19 protein-coding genes and 1 other annotated feature are annotated in these 18,108 nt (G+C 37.6%); of the genes, 4 read left to right on the plus strand and 15 right to left on the minus strand.

Annotation, left to right across the window (positions count from 1 at the left end):
* Positions 1-3: 3 nt before the first annotated feature.
* From MHH59_RS21930 to alaS, 6 genes are all read right to left on the minus strand, one after another.
* Positions 4-645 (minus strand): O-methyltransferase, encoded by a 642-nt coding sequence (locus MHH59_RS21930; protein WP_002129210.1) that lies wholly within the window; start codon positions 643-645, stop codon positions 4-6.
* 215 nt (positions 646-860) lie between these two features.
* On the minus strand, positions 861-1,931 hold the full coding sequence (gene mltG / locus MHH59_RS21935; protein WP_340852334.1) for an endolytic transglycosylase MltG: 1,071 nt from the start codon (positions 1,929-1,931) through the stop codon (positions 861-863).
* A 241-nt stretch (positions 1,932-2,172) separates the two neighbouring features.
* Positions 2,173-2,451 carry a DUF1292 domain-containing protein gene (locus MHH59_RS21940; protein ID WP_002034112.1) on the minus strand — a complete coding sequence of 93 codons (279 nt, stop codon included), beginning with the start codon at positions 2,449-2,451 and terminating at the stop codon, positions 2,173-2,175.
* A gap of 12 nt (positions 2,452-2,463) precedes the next feature.
* Positions 2,464-2,877 (minus strand): Holliday junction resolvase RuvX, encoded by a 414-nt coding sequence (ruvX, locus tag MHH59_RS21945; protein WP_001221204.1) that lies wholly within the window; start codon positions 2,875-2,877, stop codon positions 2,464-2,466.
* 3 nt (positions 2,878-2,880) lie between these two features.
* Complete coding sequence (locus MHH59_RS21950; protein ID WP_000348591.1) at positions 2,881-3,147, minus strand: IreB family regulatory phosphoprotein; 267 nt, start codon at positions 3,145-3,147, stop codon at positions 2,881-2,883.
* A 78-nt stretch (positions 3,148-3,225) separates the two neighbouring features.
* Positions 3,226-5,868, minus strand: a complete 2,643-nt coding sequence (gene alaS / locus MHH59_RS21955) for an alanine--tRNA ligase (RefSeq protein ID WP_002015283.1) — start codon at positions 5,866-5,868, stop codon at positions 3,226-3,228.
* Positions 5,869-5,909: 41 nt separating this feature from the next.
* Positions 5,910-6,128 (minus strand) — a binding site (T-box leader).
* 237 nt (positions 6,129-6,365) lie between these two features.
* Here alaS and MHH59_RS21960 point away from each other — a divergent pair.
* On the plus strand, positions 6,366-6,710 hold the full coding sequence (locus MHH59_RS21960) for a PH domain-containing protein (protein ID WP_002129215.1): 345 nt from the start codon (positions 6,366-6,368) through the stop codon (positions 6,708-6,710).
* A 38-nt stretch (positions 6,711-6,748) separates the two neighbouring features.
* Here MHH59_RS21960 and MHH59_RS21965 read toward each other — a convergent pair whose 3' ends face one another.
* The gene (locus MHH59_RS21965; protein ID WP_002129216.1) at positions 6,749-7,816 is read right to left on the minus strand and encodes an AI-2E family transporter; all 1,068 of its coding nucleotides are present in this window, start codon (positions 7,814-7,816) and stop codon (positions 6,749-6,751) included.
* Between the two features lie 176 nt (positions 7,817-7,992).
* On the opposite strand from MHH59_RS21965, the gene MHH59_RS21970 reads away from it, so the two are divergent.
* The gene (locus tag MHH59_RS21970; protein ID WP_002015285.1) at positions 7,993-8,205 is read left to right on the plus strand and encodes a hypothetical protein; all 213 of its coding nucleotides are present in this window, start codon (positions 7,993-7,995) and stop codon (positions 8,203-8,205) included.
* 36 nt (positions 8,206-8,241) lie between these two features.
* Here the strand turns inward: MHH59_RS21970 and MHH59_RS21975 are convergent, their stop codons facing one another.
* The 7 genes from MHH59_RS21975 to cymR form a co-directional block, all read right to left on the minus strand.
* Positions 8,242-8,370 carry a YrzQ family protein gene (locus MHH59_RS21975; protein WP_002015286.1) on the minus strand — a complete coding sequence of 43 codons (129 nt, stop codon included), beginning with the start codon at positions 8,368-8,370 and terminating at the stop codon, positions 8,242-8,244.
* An 18-nt stretch (positions 8,371-8,388) separates the two neighbouring features.
* Positions 8,389-8,577: a hypothetical protein gene (locus tag MHH59_RS21980; RefSeq protein ID WP_002015288.1), complete on the minus strand. Its 189-nt coding sequence runs from the start codon at positions 8,575-8,577 to the stop codon at positions 8,389-8,391.
* A gap of 127 nt (positions 8,578-8,704) precedes the next feature.
* Positions 8,705-11,041: an SF1B family DNA helicase RecD2 gene (recD2, locus tag MHH59_RS21985; RefSeq protein WP_340852337.1), complete on the minus strand. Its 2,337-nt coding sequence runs from the start codon at positions 11,039-11,041 to the stop codon at positions 8,705-8,707.
* 107 nt (positions 11,042-11,148) lie between these two features.
* Positions 11,149-11,808 (minus strand): tetratricopeptide repeat protein, encoded by a 660-nt coding sequence (locus tag MHH59_RS21990; protein ID WP_002088750.1) that lies wholly within the window; start codon positions 11,806-11,808, stop codon positions 11,149-11,151.
* Between the two features lie 110 nt (positions 11,809-11,918).
* Entirely contained in the window at positions 11,919-13,034 is a 1,116-nt protein-coding gene (gene mnmA / locus MHH59_RS21995) for a tRNA 2-thiouridine(34) synthase MnmA (RefSeq protein ID WP_002088752.1), read from the minus strand.
* Between the two features lie 16 nt (positions 13,035-13,050).
* Positions 13,051-14,196, minus strand: a complete 1,146-nt coding sequence (locus MHH59_RS22000) for a cysteine desulfurase family protein (RefSeq protein WP_087995792.1) — start codon at positions 14,194-14,196, stop codon at positions 13,051-13,053.
* Between the two features lie 35 nt (positions 14,197-14,231).
* Entirely contained in the window at positions 14,232-14,648 is a 417-nt protein-coding gene (gene cymR / locus MHH59_RS22005; protein WP_000704117.1) for a cysteine metabolism transcriptional regulator CymR, read from the minus strand.
* A gap of 394 nt (positions 14,649-15,042) precedes the next feature.
* Here cymR and MHH59_RS22010 point away from each other — a divergent pair, with 394 nt between their 5' ends.
* Both MHH59_RS22010 and MHH59_RS22015 read left to right on the plus strand, forming a co-directional pair.
* Positions 15,043-16,329 (plus strand): replication-associated recombination protein A, encoded by a 1,287-nt coding sequence (locus MHH59_RS22010; protein ID WP_002167638.1) that lies wholly within the window; start codon positions 15,043-15,045, stop codon positions 16,327-16,329.
* 37 nt (positions 16,330-16,366) lie between these two features.
* Complete coding sequence (locus MHH59_RS22015) at positions 16,367-17,008, plus strand: RsfA family transcriptional regulator (protein WP_002190745.1); 642 nt, start codon at positions 16,367-16,369, stop codon at positions 17,006-17,008.
* 156 nt (positions 17,009-17,164) lie between these two features.
* On the opposite strand, the gene MHH59_RS22020 is transcribed toward MHH59_RS22015, so the two are convergent.
* A complete protein-coding gene (locus tag MHH59_RS22020; protein ID WP_000903181.1) occupies positions 17,165-17,932 on the minus strand; it encodes a tRNA threonylcarbamoyladenosine dehydratase in 768 nt (255 codons plus the stop codon).
* Positions 17,933-18,108 lie beyond the last annotated feature (176 nt).

The raw sequence follows: 18,108 nt of genomic DNA on the forward strand, positions 1-18,108 counted from the left end.
TTGTCACCCTCTCTTTTTACTTACAGCCACTCCATCGCCAATTGGGAAAATCGTTGTATCATATCCTTCATGATTCATAAGCCATTCATTGTACGTCTTAATACGACGAATCAAACCACGGGTACGTCTATTTTCAATTTTCTCTTTTGTCGTCACAAGACCATGGTACATAACGTTATCTGAAATAATAACGCCACCAGGATTTAATAACGGTTCGTATAAGTCAAAAAAGCGACGATACTGCCCTTTCGCTGCATCAATAAAAATAACATCAAATGTTCCATGTTCTTTCACTTGTTCGCCCGTTTCTAAAGCATCACCGTAAATAACAGAAATACGGTCTGTTACCGAGGAACATTCTATATATTCAAGTGCCTTTTCATATCGTTCACGATTGCGCTCTACTGTCACAATGCGAGAGTTCGGAATAGCTTGCATCATACGAATACTAGAATAACCGATTGCTGTTCCAAGTTCTAAAATACTTTCCGGTCCAATTAAACGTAAAAATTGCAGCATAAATTCCATTCCAAGTCGATCCATAATCGGCACATGGTTTTCAGTTGCATACTCTTCCATTTCAAGAATTAATTTATCTTTTGGATCAATAAATGATAATAGGTACTCGTTAACTGTATCCTCCATAATTGGTCCTCCTTATTTACATGGAGAAGTGCCTCTATGACGCGTCAACCTTTGTCTTTTCACACATAGAATGCAATAAAAATACAAGCCAGTTTCACCCTTAGCTTGTACGTCCCGTTTTGATATTAAAAACGATTCTTCTGCCAGTTTTTAACCCGATATATTTTACCACAAAAAAGAGGGATATGCGACCCTTTTCGCTATCCCTCCCCATTTCACTGTTTTTTCGTAATGTATTTTTGCTTTAATGCATTATGTTCTTCTAATGTTTTCGCATAATACACTTCACCACTTGGTGCAGCTAAGAAATAATAATAATCTGTTTGCGCAGGATCTAACGCTGCTTCCACTGAATGTTTACCAGAGTTTGCAATCGGTCCAACCGGCAACCCTTTCACAACATACGTATTGTACGGTGAGTTTACTTTCAAGTCTTCGTATAATACACGTTGTTTATGCTTTCCAAGCGCGTATAATACCGTCGGATCCGTTTGAAGCGGCATACCTTTCGCTAAACGATTATAGAAAACACTAGAGATTTTTTGGCGATCAGTAAAGCCAGTAGCCTCTTCTTCAATAAGTGAAGACAACGTGAGAAGTTGATGAACATCCCAGTTCTTCGCTTTCATTTTCGCCTCATTTTGAACAATAATTGCATTTGTTTTCTCAAGCATCGGGATTACAATTTCTTCTAATTTTGTATCCTTTTTATAGAAAGAATACGTTGCTGGATATAAGTATCCTTCTAGTGGATATTTAATGTTACTATCAAAAATTTTATCCGTTAATAGCTTCGGATACTTTTGCTGCATTTTTTGGATAAATGCTTTATCGTTTAATTGACGCACAACCTCATCTTTATTCCACTTTAATTCTGCCGCAATCACTTCAGCAATTTCAGTTACTTGCGCCCCTTCTTTAATCGTCACTTTATAAAGAGCCGGACGATGTACGTTGCCAGATGACATTTGTTCAATGACATCGTTGGCGCTCATCGAAGGATTTAATAAATATGTACCTGCTTGTAAGCTTTTCGACTTAAATTTCGTATAAAAACTAAAAACTGTACTGCTTTTCACAGCACCTTTTTCTTCTAAAATCTCACCGATTTTACTTGTAGATGACCCCTTTGGAATCTCTACCTCAATCTCTTTTTTATTTCCACTATCAACTGGCCCTAATGCAGATGAAATATACGCATAGACTGATCCACAAACTAAAAGCAGTGCGATAATCAAAATTAAAAAAATGCGTCTACGCTTCTTCTTCACTTGATTCTCTACCAAAATTCTTCCTCCTTATTCAATTGTAGACCGTATACACTTCCTCTATACAATGCCCTACAAACATAAAGCAAAACCAATCATTTCTAAATAATCGGTGACAGCTACTTATTTAAAGCCTTTTTTCATACAACCCGTCTTATTATACTATAAACAATTAAGTAGTTTCGACAAAAAATCTGTCATTTTGCATATGAATACAAAAAAGGCGAACTGTGTACACAGTTCGCCTTTTTATCCATTACTATTCTTCTTCTTGCTCATCAGCAAGAGTGTTAAACATTTCTTGTACCATTTCCCACTCTTCTTCAGATTCAATTGAAAGTAATGTTCCACCCTCTTCTTCACTTTGCTCATATGCCATTGCATCGAAGATTTGGTCTCCATCTTCGTCTACTTCACCGATTGGAGAGAAGACTACATAAGATTTTTTGCCGAATTTTTCAGCATCAAAAGTGAAAATAATTTCACATAAATGTTCGTTTCCTTTTTCGTCTACAATTGTAATTTGATTTTCTTCCATTTTGGTCACCTCTTATTTACTATCTAAAAATCCTTGTAAGATCACGACTGCAGCCATCTTATCGATTACCTGTTTTCGCTTCTTACGGCTCACATCAGCTGAAATGAGCAGACGTTCCGCTGCCATCGTCGACAAACGCTCGTCCCACATTACAACTTCTAATTGTAACAGATTTCGCAGGTTTTCTGCAAATTGCTGGCACGCTTCACCACGAGGGCCGATTGTACCATTCATATTTTTAGGTAAACCTACTACTATTTTGTCCACATTGTACTGTTTTACCAACTCAGAAATACGGTCAAAACCAAAGTGGCCTCGTTCTTCGTTAATCCTGATTGTTTCCAGCCCTTGTGCTGTCCAGCCCATTTCATCGCTCATTGCAACACCGACTGTTTTAGTACCAACATCTAAACCTAATATCCGCATAAACTACTCCTCACGATGATGTTTCAAGTAAGACTTCACAAGCTCTTCAATTATCTCATCACGTTCAAGCTTGCGAACGATGCTTCGTGCATCTTTATGGCGAGGTATGTATGCTGGATCTCCACTTAATAAATAACCGACGATTTGGTTAATCGGATTATAACCTTTTTCTTGAAGTGCATCATACACAGTTAAAAGTACATCATTTACATGGACACTCTGTTTTTCATCTTGAATGCTAAACTTCATTGTCTTATCAAAACCGTCCATTTCAAGCACCTCACTTGTAAGTAGTAAGTATAGGGAGAAGAACTTCTCCTCTCCCTACCATTGTACACTACTATCTCTTTATTTTGAAACAGATTTAACGTACTCTTGTACAAACGCTAAAGCTTCCTCTACTTGCGCTGGGTTTTTACCGCCTGCTTGTGCCATATCAGGACGGCCACCACCGCCGCCTCCACAACGAGAAGCTACTTCTTTCACAAGTTTACCCGCATGGTAACCTTGACTAATTAAATCTTTCGTTACGCCAGCTAAAATGTTTACCTTATCGTCATTTACAGACGCTAATACAACAACTGCAGACTCTAATTTATTTTTAAGGTCATCCATCATTGTACGTAAGTTGTTCATATCTGCAACATTTACTTTCGCCGCTAATACGTTCACGCCATCAACTGTCATTACTGAATCAGTTAAGTTTCCAGCTTCGATATTGCTCAATTTCGCAGCAAGAGATTCGTTTTCTTTTTGAAGTTGTTTTACTTCAGTAAATAAACCATCAACTCTTGTTAAAATATCTTTTGGATTTGTTTTCATTTTTCCTGCTGCTTCTTTTAATAAACCTACTTGATCGTTCATTAATTCGTATGCGGACTTACCAGTTACCGCCTCAATACGACGAGTTCCTGCACCGATACCAGACTCAGCAACGATTTTGAAAATACCGATAGAAGCTGTGTTATCAACGTGACAACCACCGCAAAGCTCTAAGCTGTAATCGCCTACTTGCACAACGCGTACAACATCACCGTATTTTTCACCGAATAATGCCATTGCGCCCATTTCTTTCGCTTCTTCGATTGCTTTTTGAGAAATCGCAACATCAATACTTTCCCAAATTTTTTCGTTTACGATACGCTCAATTTTTTCTAATTCATCAGCTTGTACTTGACCGAAGTGAGAGAAGTCAAAACGTAAACGTTCAGATGTTACAAGAGAACCAGCTTGGTTAACATGCGTTCCAAGTATATCTTTTAATGCTTGGTGCAGTAAGTGAGTTGCTGTATGGTTTTTCACAACGCTACTACGGTTTTTCGTATCGATAAGAGCTTTTACAGCCGCTTCTTTCGTTAATGTACCTTCTTCCACAACTACTTTGTGTAAGTTTTGACCATTTGGTGCTTTTTGTACGTCTTTTACAACAACTTTCACGCCGTCAGCAAGAAGGTAACCACGGTCTGCAATTTGCCCACCGCTCTCAGCGTAGAATGGCGTTACATCAAGCATTAATTGTCCTTCTTCACCTGCTTGTAAGCTATCTGTATACTCACCATTTTTCACCAGGGCAACAACGTTACTTTCTGTTGCAACTGTACCGTAACCAACGAATTCGCTCGCTACTTTAACTTCACCAAGTACACCGCCTTGAACTTGCATAGAATCAACGTCTTGACGAGCAGCACGTGCACGCTCACGTTGTTTCTCCATTTCATTTTCAAAGCCCGCTTGATCAACTGTCATACCAGCTTCTTCTGCATATTCTTCTGTTAACTCAATTGGGAAACCGTACGTGTCGTATAGGCGGAACGCATCTACGCCAGAAATAACAGTTGTTTTTTCTTCTTTCGCTTTTGCAATTACTTCAGCTAAAATTGATTCACCATCATGAAGTGTTTCATGGAAACGCTCTTCTTCATTCTTCACAACTTTTGCGATGAAATCTTTCTTTTCAAGTACTTCTGGATAGAAGTCTTTCATTACTTCTCCAACAACCGGTACTAATTCAAACATGAACGGACGGTTGATGTTTAATTTCTTAGAATAACGAACAGCACGGCGTAATAAACGACGTAATACATAACCACGGCCTTCGTTAGATGGAAGAGCACCGTCACCAACAGCGAATGTTACTGTACGGATATGGTCAGCAATTACTTTAAACGCCATATCTTTTTCTAAATCGCCATTACGATATTTCTCACCAGAAATTGATTCTGTTGCACCAATCATCGGCATGAATAGGTCTGTATCAAAGTTCGTAGGTACATCTTGAACGATAGATGTCATACGCTCTAGCCCCATTCCTGTATCGATGTTTTTCTTAGGAAGTGGCGTATATGAACCGTCTGGATTATGGTTAAATTGAGAGAATACAAGGTTCCATACTTCTAAGTAACGCTCGTTTTCTCCGCCCGGATATAATTCTGGGTCACTAAAGTCATTACCGTAAGATTCACCGCGGTCATAGAAAATTTCTGTATTCGGTCCACTTGGTCCTTCACCGATATCCCAGAAGTTTTCTTCTAAACGGATGATGCGTTCTTTTGGAACACCCATTTTCTCATTCCAAATTGTGAATGCTTCTTCATCTTCCGGATGAATTGTAACAGATAGTAATTCTTTATCGAATCCGATCCATTTGTCGCTCGTTAGAAATTCCCAAGCCCAAGTAATTGCTTCTTCTTTGAAGTAATCACCGATTGAGAAGTTCCCTAACATTTCAAAGAATGTATGGTGACGAGCCGTTTTCCCAACGTTTTCAATATCGTTTGTACGAATTGATTTTTGTGCATTTGTAATACGTGGATTTTGCGGGATTACACGACCATCAAAATATTTCTTTAATGTCGCTACACCACTATTAATCCATAACAGAGATGGATCTTCATGAGGAACTAGTGATGCACTTGGTTCTACTGCATGTCCTTTTTCTTGGAAAAAGTCTAAAAACATTTGACGAATTTGTGCGCCTGTTAGTTGTTTCATTGTATTTTCCTCCTTAAATATAAAAAACTCCCGCCCCTAATAAAAGGGACGAGAGTTAACTCGCGATACCACCCTAATTATGAATTGATTATTATAACAATCAATTCATCACCTCATGGTGCCGTAACGTGGCAAGACGGCAGTGATTAGCTGCTCTCAGGATTAGCTTTCTGTTACCCTTCATTTAAAGCTCCTTTCAGCCAGTGGAAGCTTCTCTCTACAAATGGACTGTAACGTACTTGTTCCGTCATTGATTTAATGTATTATATGACTAAATATAATAGAATTCTCTTAAGTTTGTCAATGTAGATAATCATTTATATTGTATCAATTGCTTATTAATCATAGTTATTCTACTATTCATTCTTAACAGCCTTTAAATATATTATGCATTTATTACTAAATAGGAATCTCCTCTCAAAAAATACTTTATGCAAATTTCTAAATATTACATTATTTGTTATAATTAAATTATTAACAATAAAGGAGCGATTACAATGACAACCTTATTGAATCAAGCTAAAGAAATGTTAACAACTGATGAAAAAATCCTTTTTTATGCAGCATGCTCATTAAATATATTTATATATCGTTCCGTCGCAAGACCAGGACTGTTAATTTTAACGAACAAACGGCTCTTCTTTTATGGACCAGATGTAAGTAAGAACCCAATATTTGAAGAGTACTCTTTTGCAAACATTTCTAATCTAAAAGAGCAAAAGCGTCTTTTCAGCAATCAAATTATATTTATGTACGATAATGAATGGAAAAAAATAAAACATATTCAAACAAATGATATAAGCTCTCTCGTTCAACAAATACACGAGCAACTCTCTAAATAATGATAGCCCTCTACTTTTATAAGTAGAGGGCTATCATATTACACATCTTCTTTTTTCCAAAGAGGCCTCACATGAACGACCACTGTCCGAATGACCGCTAAAATAGGAACCGATATTAGTAATCCTACAATCCCCGCAACTTCTCCCCCTACTAGTAATGCAAACATAATAATCACAGGATGCATACGAAGCGACTTACCAACGATGTAAGGCGATAAAATGTTACTTTCCAAAAATTGCAAAATAGCAATCGTAATTCCCGCCTTAATGAGTAAACTCGTTGATACCGTTGCTGCAATCATCAACGTCGGAATCGCCCCTAAAATAGGACCAAAGTACGGGATTATATCCGTTACCCCAATAATAATACCGAGTAATAACGGATATTTCATACCGATAAACCAAAAAGAAAGAACAGATACTCCTCCTAATACTAAGCAAACAAATAACTGTCCTCGAATATAACTTCCGAGTGACTTATCAATTTCTTTCGCAAGCATTTGACCCGTACTACGCCACTTACTCGGAACTAGTTTCCAAAAAATATGATAAAACTCACCGTAATCTTTTAATATGTAAAATACAATGAACGGAATTAAGAAAATAATGAGCAATGAATCCAGTACACCACGAGCTGTGCTCATGACTTTATTTAAAAGCGCTTGAATCTTCGTTTCTACACCACCAAAAATTTGTTTCACCTTTTCATGAATAAATGATGGGAAATTCGCTGTTTGTTCTGTAACTCCATCCATCCAAGAATCGTACATTTTTGTAAACTGCGGAAATTGTTCATTAATTTCTTGTAACTGTTTAATAACAACTGGCGTTCCTTTATAAATTCCATAGCCAATTCCGCCAAAGAAAAGAATATAAATGAGCAAAATAGCAAGTGTGCGTGGCATTCCTTCCTTATGGATTTTTTCAATTAAAGGGTGTAATAAATAAGCAATAAAACAAGCAATAAAGAACGGTGTGATCGCCACTTTAAATACAAAAATAATCGGCGCCCATAGTGGCTTGATTTTTAAAAAGACGAGCAAACAAAGAAAAACGAGTAACAATAATCCTAAACGATATATCCAAATGATTTTAAGATTCTTCACACGAAAAACCTCCTCCACCTTTATTTTGAAAATAAATAGGTTAGGTTATGTGCAAAAGTTTTAAAATCTTTTTATACAGACCATACTGTTTTTTAAAGACGTACATATATTTAACATAATAAGGACAACCACCCCTGAAAATACAAAATGTCAAAATATAATCAGGAGGGCTCATAATGATCTTATTTATGCTTGCATTATCCGCACTTTTTATGCTTCTTGAATGGATTTGTATCGGGTTTGGTATTTGGAAAGGCTTCTTTATTCGTTCCTCGCGAAAGGAAAGAGCTAAGCACTTATGGCATTATGGAATGCTTGGCGTTGGATGCTACGGTTTATCTTATCTCTTCTCTGAAATCGGACTTTTATATTTGCATACAAGCGCATAAAAAAACTCCCTTATCATGAAGGGAGTTTTTTACGCCTTATAAATAAGACTTAATCATCTTACGTGCTTTTTTCACATTGCGTTTTGAGAATACATCTTGTTTGCGAGCATATTGATATGCTGCAGCTCCAACACCTAATGCGATTAATGAATTGCGTAGATTCAAAGTAAATCCCCCTTTTCGTTATCCGATCGTTCTTTCATTATCATCAAATAAATCATCAAGAGAGCTTAATGAACCATCTTCCTCTACTTGATGTGTATGGATTTTCCCCTTTGAAACCGATAATTCGATATAACAATTCCAGCAATAAAATTGGTTGACACCTATTTTTCCGATGTCTTTCCCTTTGCAATTTGGACAACTGAACATATGGCTTTCATCTCCTTACAGTCTCCCAGATTCTATTCGCCATTATGTCCAAACTGCATTCATTTATACATTGCTAGAGCCTTTCAACGTTATACGTTTGAAAGTTTCACTATATAATTTCACCTTGTTACATGAAATCATACGGTGAAATGTTTTCCACGTCCATTTCTTCACCATTAACCGTCACCATCTGCACTTCTCCTTGTGATTCTTGCAATCGGCCAGCTAAAGTCGTTTGACGCATTGCATCATCAAGGCGATTTACACCGGATTGAAACGCTGCTTCCTCCCCGCAAATAATAAGGAATTTCTTACTCCTTGTAATACCCGTGTAAATTAAATTACGACGTAACATACGGTAGTAGCTCTTTACAATCGGCATAATAACTATTGGGAATTCACTACCTTGCGATTTATGAATCGAGCAGCAATAGGCATGCGTAATTTGATTTAAATCCGGCTTTGTATATGTTACTTCAATTCCATCAAATGAAACGATAATCATATCTTGTTGCTCGACATTTTCTTTCGCATAAAATACTGAAACAATTTCTCCAATATCACCATTAAACACTTGGCTTTCCGGCTGATTGACTAATTGAAGTACTTTATCACCTCTGCGGTATACAACGTCACCGTAGGCAATTTCTTTACTCTTTTCTTTTTTCGGATTAAACACTTCTTGAAGAGCTTCATTTAACACATTAATACCTGCTGGTCCGCGATACATTGGTGCCAATACTTGTACATCTCTTGCACTAAAGCCTTTTGTCTTAGCATTTTCACAAACCTTTTTAACAACCTCAACAATTTGAGCACCTGCACAGCTGATAAATGAACGATCTTTTTTATTTTGTGCTAAATCTGGCGGGAGCGTCCCGTCTTTTATCGCATGGGCAAGCTGAATAACAGACGAACCTTCTGCCTGACGATAAATTTCTGTGAGTTTTACCGTTGGAATGGCACCTGCATTAAATAAATCTTTCAACACTTGTCCAGGTCCTACCGATGGTAATTGGTCTTCATCACCTACAACGATTACTTGGATGTTCGTCGGCAAGGATTTAAACAATTGATTTGCCAGCCAAATATCTACCATCGAAAACTCATCAATAATAAGGAGCTTCCCTTGAACAGGGTCTGTTTCATTGCGCTGGAAAGACCCTTCTGGCGTCCATCCAAGCAGGCGATGAATCGTGCACGCCGGAAGCCCCGTCGATTCACTCATTCGCTTCGCTGCTCTTCCTGTTGGAGCCGTTAATAGTATTGGAAATGGATTGTCATCACTATATTCATTTAGATTTAGTGATAGCCCGTGAAGCGACGCATACATTTCAACAATTCCTTTAATAACTGTAGTTTTCCCCGTTCCTGGTCCACCTGTTAATAACATCATCGGCTTATGAAGTGCAGTTTGAACTGCTTCTTGCTGAAGCGGTGCATACTGTACCTTTAGCTGTTCTTCAATTTCACCTAATGTCTTTAACACTTCTGCTTCAGGAAATGCAGGGGTTTCCTCTTGATTCATAAGCCTGCGAATGGACTTTACAACGCCTTTTTCAGAGTAAAATAACGAAGCTAAATACACACGCTCTTCTTCTATGATGACTTTCCCTTCACCTTGCATCATTTCAACGCAGCCTACAATATCTTCCTCAGTCACTCCGCCTTCTTGATTATTTAAAAGTGACATCGTTTCTCTTACAAGCTGACCTTTTTCCATATACACGTGACCGAGTTGTAATGAAATATTCTCTAACGTATAAAAACACCCTGCACGTACACGGTCGTCGTGATTGCCCGTTATTCCGATTGCACGCCCTATATCATCTGCTCTTCCAAATCCAATTCCGTCCACTTCTTCAATAAGTTTATACGGATTATTACGAATCACTTCTAATGTCATCTCTTTATATTGCTGATAAATTTTAATAGAAAGTTTTGTTCCAAAACCGTAACCATTTAAAAAACTCATCACTTTCTCGAGCCCTTGATGCTCAATAATCGTCTCATATATTTCCTGCGCTTTTTGCTTGTTTACAACACCACTTAACGCATCCGGATCATCCATAATTTTAGAAATCGCATGCTCACCAAGATGGTCCACGATTTTTTCGGCTGTACGCTTTCCAATCCCTTTAAATAAATCGCTCGCTAAATATTGCACCATACCTGCTTTTGTTTGTGGCAATTCTTTTTTAAACGTTTCAACTAAATATTGTTTTCCATACTTTGGGTGGTCTTTAAAATGACCTGTTAATGTAAACACTTCATCTTCATGCATACGGGGAAAATGACCGTTTATCATTACTTTTTTTTCGTCGTATGTTTCATTCGTTTCAATGACTTTCATACTGACAACGGAATAGAGGTTTTCTTCGTTGTGGAAAATGGTATGAAGAACTTGCGCTTTTATAAATTTTTTTTCTTCCTCAAACAAATCCATTGCATGTTGATTTCCCATATTTCCTCTCCTTTCCGAGTTCTTTTCACTTTAATGAGCAGTACATCCCCCACCTCTTTCACAATCTTTAGATGAGGGGTAACTGCGCATTAAACTATAATTTCACTTTATTCAGCTTCTTGCTCTAATAAACGAATACCATTACCAGCTAAAAAGTGGTCTGCTTGAATTTCAGTCGCTTTCTTAAATAAAGTAAGAGCTTTCTCGTTATTCTCCTCGAATACGTACGCAACACCTAAATTATAATACGCATCTGCATGCTCTTCATCCATTTCTAACACCTTTTCAAAATAAGGTTTTGCCTCTTGAATATGTTCTAGTCGTGCGAAGCAAAGTCCGCATTGGAAAACAGCTTCTACATCGCCTTCATCTAATTCCGTCGCTCTTTGTAAAAATGGAAGTGCAAGACGATCATTTCCAAGTTGCACATGTGTGATACCTAACATAAATGTTACGTCAGCTGATTGTAATCCCACTTGCATCGCTTGTTCAAATACAGCCTTCGCCTCTGCAAATTGCTCTTGACCGTAATATACGTTTCCTAAGCCATAATAAGCAGCCGCAGATTTACCATCTAATTCTAATGCACGTTTATAAAATAAAATTGCTCGCTCACTATCACCTAATACATCTAATAAATTCGCAAAGTTAATGTATCCAAGCGCATCTTTCGGGTTTTCTTCGATTGCTTCTGTGAAATTTTCAGCTGCTTCTTCCCAGTTTCCTTCTTGCATATATTTAATACCTGTTTCAAGTTTGTTTGACATATCCTTCACCTCTACAACAAATTATAACAAAGAATGTATTTTCCAAGCGAACAAAAATTCGCTTTATGTAAAAGAAACCTCTAACCGCTAATCGGCAGAGGCTTCTCGTGTTATCCTAAATAATCTAATTTCTTACCACTATGATATACTTCATCAATTGTAGCGCCGCCTAAGCACTCATCTCCATCATAGAAAACAACTGCTTGGCCTGGCGTAATCGCACGAATTGGCTCATCACAAAGAATACGAACTGTATTTTCATCAACGATTTGAACCGTTACTTTATTGTCTGCTTGACGATAACGGAATTTCGCTGTACACGTAAATTCTTTTTCCTTCGCTTTATTACTTACCCAGCCTACATTCGTAGCAATAACTTCATCACCATATAGAAGTTCGTTATGGAATCCTTGATCAACATATAAAATGTTTTCTTTCAAGTTTTTCCCCACAGCAAACCACGGATCACCATTACCACCAATACCAAGGCCATGACGTTGTCCAATTGTATAATACATTAAACCATCATGTTTCCCTTTCACTTCACCAGATAATGTTTGCATCACACCTGGTTGCGCCGGTAAATAGTTACTTAAGAAATCTTTAAAGTTACGCTCACCGATGAAGCAAATACCAGTACTATCTTTCTTCGCCGCTGTCGCTAAACCAGCTTCTGTCGCCATTTCGCGAATTTGTGGTTTCTTTAATTCACCTAATGGGAACATTGTTTTTGATAGTTGCTCTTGGCTTAATTGATTTAAGAAATATGTTTGATCTTTATTGTCATCAACGCCACGAAGCATTTTATATTCGCCGTCCATATAAGCAACGCGTGCATAATGACCTGTTGCTACATAATCAGCACCAAGTGCAATTGCATGCTCTAAAAATGCTTTAAATTTAATTTCTTTGTTACACATTACATCTGGGTTTGGTGTACGACCAGCTCGGTACTCATCTAAAAAGTACGTGAATACTTTATCCCAGTATTGTTTTTCAAAGTTTACTGCATAATACGGAATGCCGATTTGGTTACACACTTCAATTACATCATTGTAATCTTCTGTTGCTGTGCAGACACCATTTGCATCTGTATCATCCCAGTTTTTCATAAAAATTCCGATTACATCATAACCCTGCTCTTTTAATAAAAGAGCTGCTACAGATGAATCGACGCCACCGGACATCCCGATGACAACGCGTGTTTCTTGAGGTAGTTTGTTCATCATGTCACCTCCCATGCTAATTTTGTGTTAATCGCTTCACGATTTTCACTGTTTCGTACGCCGCTTTTTCAATTTGCTCTTTCGTATTTCCAAGTCCGAAACTAAAGCGTACGGATGAACGTATTTGATCGGATTCTTTTCCGAACATCGCCACTAATACATGTGATGGATCAATCGAACCAGCTGTACAAGCAGAACCACTTGATACTGCAATACCAGCTAAGTCTAGGTTTACAAGAAACGGTTCAATATTCATTCCTGTAAAACTTATATTAAACACATGTGGTAAGCGATATTCCAAGTCTCCGTTTACCTCGAAATGAATGTCCTCATTTTTGAAGACAGATACCATTATATCTTTAAACTCTTCATATTGGGCATTTTTTTGCTCACGAGTTTTTTCAGCTAGCGAAACTGCATGTTGAAGTCCAACAATACTAGGTACATTTTCAGTACCAGCACGACGTTTTCTTTCTTGCTCTCCGCCTATTAATAACGGTTCAAATTTCACATTTGCACCAGCATATAGGAACCCTACACCTTTTGGGCCGTTAATTTTGTGAGCGGAAATCGATAATAAATCAATACCAAACTCTTTCACATCTATTTCTATTAAACCGTAAGCTTGTACAGCATCTGTGTGGAAATAAGCTTGATGCTCTTTTAACAGCTTACCTATTTCCACAATTGGCTGTATTGTCCCTACTTCATTATTCCCGAACATAATAGATACAAGAATCGTCTCTTCCGTTAGTGCCTTTTGTATGTCAGAAACTTGAACACGCCCTGTTTCATCAACAGGTAAATACGTCACTTCAAATCCTTCACGCTCTAACAATTCACACGTATGCAAAATCGCATGATGTTCAATTTGCGTTGTAATAACGTGGTTACCTTTATGACGATTCGCACGCGCTACACCTATAAGTGCTAAATTATCAGCTTCTGTACCACCGCTCGTGAATATAATTTCATTTGGACTCGCGTGAATGCTACGTGCACACACACGTCTCGCCTCATCTACCGCATGGCGCGTTTGACGCCCATAAAAGTGAATACTAGACGGGTTTCCAAATGTTTCTGTCATATATGGAATCATCTTTTCGACCACTTCTGGGTGAGTCGGAGATGTCGCAGCATGATCTAAGTAAATGCGTTCCATTAAATCTCCTTCTTTCCAAATCGTTTCACAAGGAATTAAATGTAAAACATATAGCCCCCGTGATTTTCTTCCTCATAACGTACTAAATCTTCTAAAGTTGTACTATCTAATACTTCTTGCACTGCATCACGAACACGCATCCATAATTGGCGTTGTGCTGGTTCTTCTTCTTCTATCATTTCTACAACACTAATTGGACCCTCTAGTACACGTATTACATCTCCAGCTGTAATGTTGACTGGCTGATCAGATAATACATATCCGCCATATGCACCACGCGTACTCTTTACAAGACGAGCGTTACGAAGTGGTGAAATTAATTGCTCTAAGTAATGCTCAGATAGGTCATGTGCCTGTGCAATTGATTTTAATGAAATTGGGCCTTCACCAAACTTTTTTGCAAGGTCGATCATAATTGTTAAGCCGTAGCGGCCTTTCGTTGAAATCTTCATCTATTTGCACCTCATTTCAAATTTTCACTTCTATTGGTTATATCTTATTTATCCCGCTATTTGCGGGCAGTAAAACTCCCACCTCAAAATTCGGCTGGAGCAAAGAAGTTAGGTGGGGGATGAACAAAACCCCCACTAATTAAAGTTTCACTTTATAAAAGAACACAATTTAAAATCCTATGAAATTATAGCATAATATAGTATTATAAGAAATTTCAACTTGTGTATCAAAATGATAACATAAAATCACATTGAAAAACTCGGAAATTATTACAATTGAAAGAAAAATAGGAATATTCATATTAATCCCCCCCACAAAACAGCATCCTATTTCAAATTTCATCAAAAAAAATGGTACGATAGAATGAGATTATACATTAAGGGAGAGGGTCAAATGAAACAACCACTCGCACATCGAATGCGCCCTACAAATATTCAAGAAATTATCGGACAACAGCATTTAGTTGGTGAAGGCAAGATTTTATGGCGTATGGTCCAAGCAAATCATTTTCAATCAATGATTTTATACGGTCCTCCAGGCACAGGAAAAACATCAATCGCTAGCGCAATTGCAGGAAGTACTGGAACCCTGTTTCGCCTCTTAAACGCTGTTACTCATAATAAAAAAGATATGGAAGTTGTCGTACAGGAAGCGAAGATGCATCGGCACCTCGTTTTAATTTTGGATGAAGTTCATAGGCTAGATAAAGCGAAGCAAGACTTTCTATTACCCCATTTAGAAAGCGGACTTCTTACTTTAATTGGTGCAACGACAAGCAATCCGTTCCATGCTATTAATTCTGCTATTCGAAGTCGTTGTCAAATCTTCGAATTACACGCATTAACAGAAGATGATATTTTAATTGGCTTAAAACGAGCGCTTGAAGATAAAGAAAAAGGGCTTGGGGAATATGATGTAACTGTTACGGATGAAGCATTACATCACTTTGCAAATGCGTCAGGCGGAGATATGCGCTCAGCTTATAATGCACTTGAACTAGCTGTTTTATCTAGCTTTACAACTGACGACAAAGCCGCGGAAATTACACTTGAAATCGCAGAAGAATGCTTACAGAAAAAGAGTTTCGTTCACGACAAAGGTGGCGATGCTCACTATGACGTTTTATCTGCTTTTCAAAAATCAGTACGCGGAAGTGATGTGAACGCCGCACTTCATTATTTAGCACGTCTTATTGAAGCTGGTGACTTACAAAGCATCGGTAGACGTCTGCTTATTATGGCATATGAAGATATCGGACTTGCTAGCCCACAAGCTGGACAACGTACACTTGCAGCGATTGAATCAGCTGAACGGGTCGGCTTCCCAGAGGCACGCATACCACTTGCAAATGCTGTTATTGAACTTTGTCTATCACCGAAATCAAACTCGGCCTATAAAGCACTCGATGCCGCACTACACGATTTACGTAATGGCCAAACAGGCGATATTCCAAGTCATTTAAAAGATAGTCATTATAAAGGAGCCGAATCGTTAGGAAGAGGCATCGGATACTTATATCCACACGATCACCCAAACGGTTGGGTACAACAACAATACTTACCTGATAAAATTAAAAACAAGCAATATTATAAACCGAAAACGACAGGAAAATTTGAACAAGTACTTTCTACTGTTTATGAAAGATTACAAAGTTCGCATAAAACGAAGAATAAAGGGTAATATAAGCGAAAACGTCACCATTACGGAGGGTTCGCTTATGAAAACACGTCAAGATGCATGGACAAAAGAAGACGATCTCCTTTTAGCAGCAACTGTTTTACGACATATTCGCAGCGGAAGTACACAAATAAAAGCATTCGATGAAGTTGGTGATACATTAAACCGAACTTCAGCAGCTTGTGGCTTTAGATGGAATGCTGAAGTAAGACCATATTATGAAGATGCGGTGCAAATCGCAAAAAAACAACGTAAAGAATTAAAGCGTTCGGAAGCTAAAATAGAAAAAGAGCAGTTCACACAAACTCGGCAGCTCGTAATCGATGCCGAGTTTTCAGAAGATATTGTCCCAAATAAACAAGATCTTACAATGCAAAATGTCATCTCATTTTTGCAAAACTTGGAGCACAATAACCCTTCACTCGCAAAGTTACAAACTGAAAATGACGTATTACAAGATCAGCTCACTTCCCTGCAAAAAATGAATAATGAACTTGAAGCAAAATTAGCTGTTCTCACAAAAAAACAACAAGCAATCGAAGAAGATTATGCAATGCTTGTTAGAATTATGGATCGTGCTCGAAAACTTGTTTCGGTCGAAGAACAAGAAGAGCAAATTGCTCCGATTTTCAAAACCGATCAAAATGGAAATTTAGATATTATATATTCTGCAGAAAACTAAAAACAGGGATGCCACTTTTTCAACTAAGTGACATCCCTGTTTATTTTCCCTTAGTGAAAAAGCACCACAGTAAATGAAATTATATTAACGATTCGACATCGACATTTCTTTAAAACATACAAAAAGCATATATCCTAAACGATATATGCTTCCTTTTTATTCTTGCCCTACACGCTTCACTTCTACGTTTTTAATACGCTCACGTACAACGTGACTTGCCATAATTAAACCAGCCACAGATGGTACGAACGCATTTGAAGAAGGTGGTAATTTCGCTTTACGAATTTTTGCATTTTCGTCTGGTACGATTTCTTTACGTACTTCTTCACGAATTACGATTGGGTTTTCGTCAGAGAAGACAACTTTTACACCTTTTTTAATACCATCTTTACGAAGCTTCGTACGAATTACTTTCGCAATTGGATCTGTATGTGTTTTAGAAATGTCCGCAATACGGAAACGAGTTGGGTCCATTTTATTTGCCGCACCCATACATGAGATAATTTTGATTTTACGACGTAAACATTGTTTAATTAAATGAATTTTGAACGTAATCGTATCAGATGCATCTACTACGAAATCTAAACCGTGTTTAAAGAACTCTTCATATGTTTCATCTGTATAAAACATCTCTAGTCCAATTACTTCACACTCTGGATTAATATCTGCAATACGCTCTTTCATTAATTCTACTTTTGAACGTCCTACAGTAGATACTAACGCGTGAATTTGACGGTTTACGTTTGTAATATCTACAACATCTTTGTCAACTAATACAAGACGTCCTACGCCAGAACGTGCTAACGCTTCTGCCGAAAATGATCCTACGCCGCCAATACCTAAAATACCGACTGTACTATTTTTTAATATTTCAAGGCCTTCTTTTCCAAAGGCTAATTCATTACGTGAAAATTGATGTAACATTCAGCTCTACACTCCTATTACAAAAATGGTCTACCATGTATTCTAGCCTTTTTCCGACTATTTGTATAGAAAAAGTTATAGAATTCCTAAAAATACATATTTCAAACAAGGAAAACATAATGTAAACCGGACTTTTTAAACAACCTCTATAAAAAAAGCCTAGATGGGGTTAGTAT

The organism is Bacillus sp. FSL E2-0195, from assembly GCF_038003645.1.
In the GTDB taxonomy this organism is placed as follows: domain Bacteria; phylum Bacillota; class Bacilli; order Bacillales; family Bacillaceae_G; genus Bacillus_A; species Bacillus_A mycoides.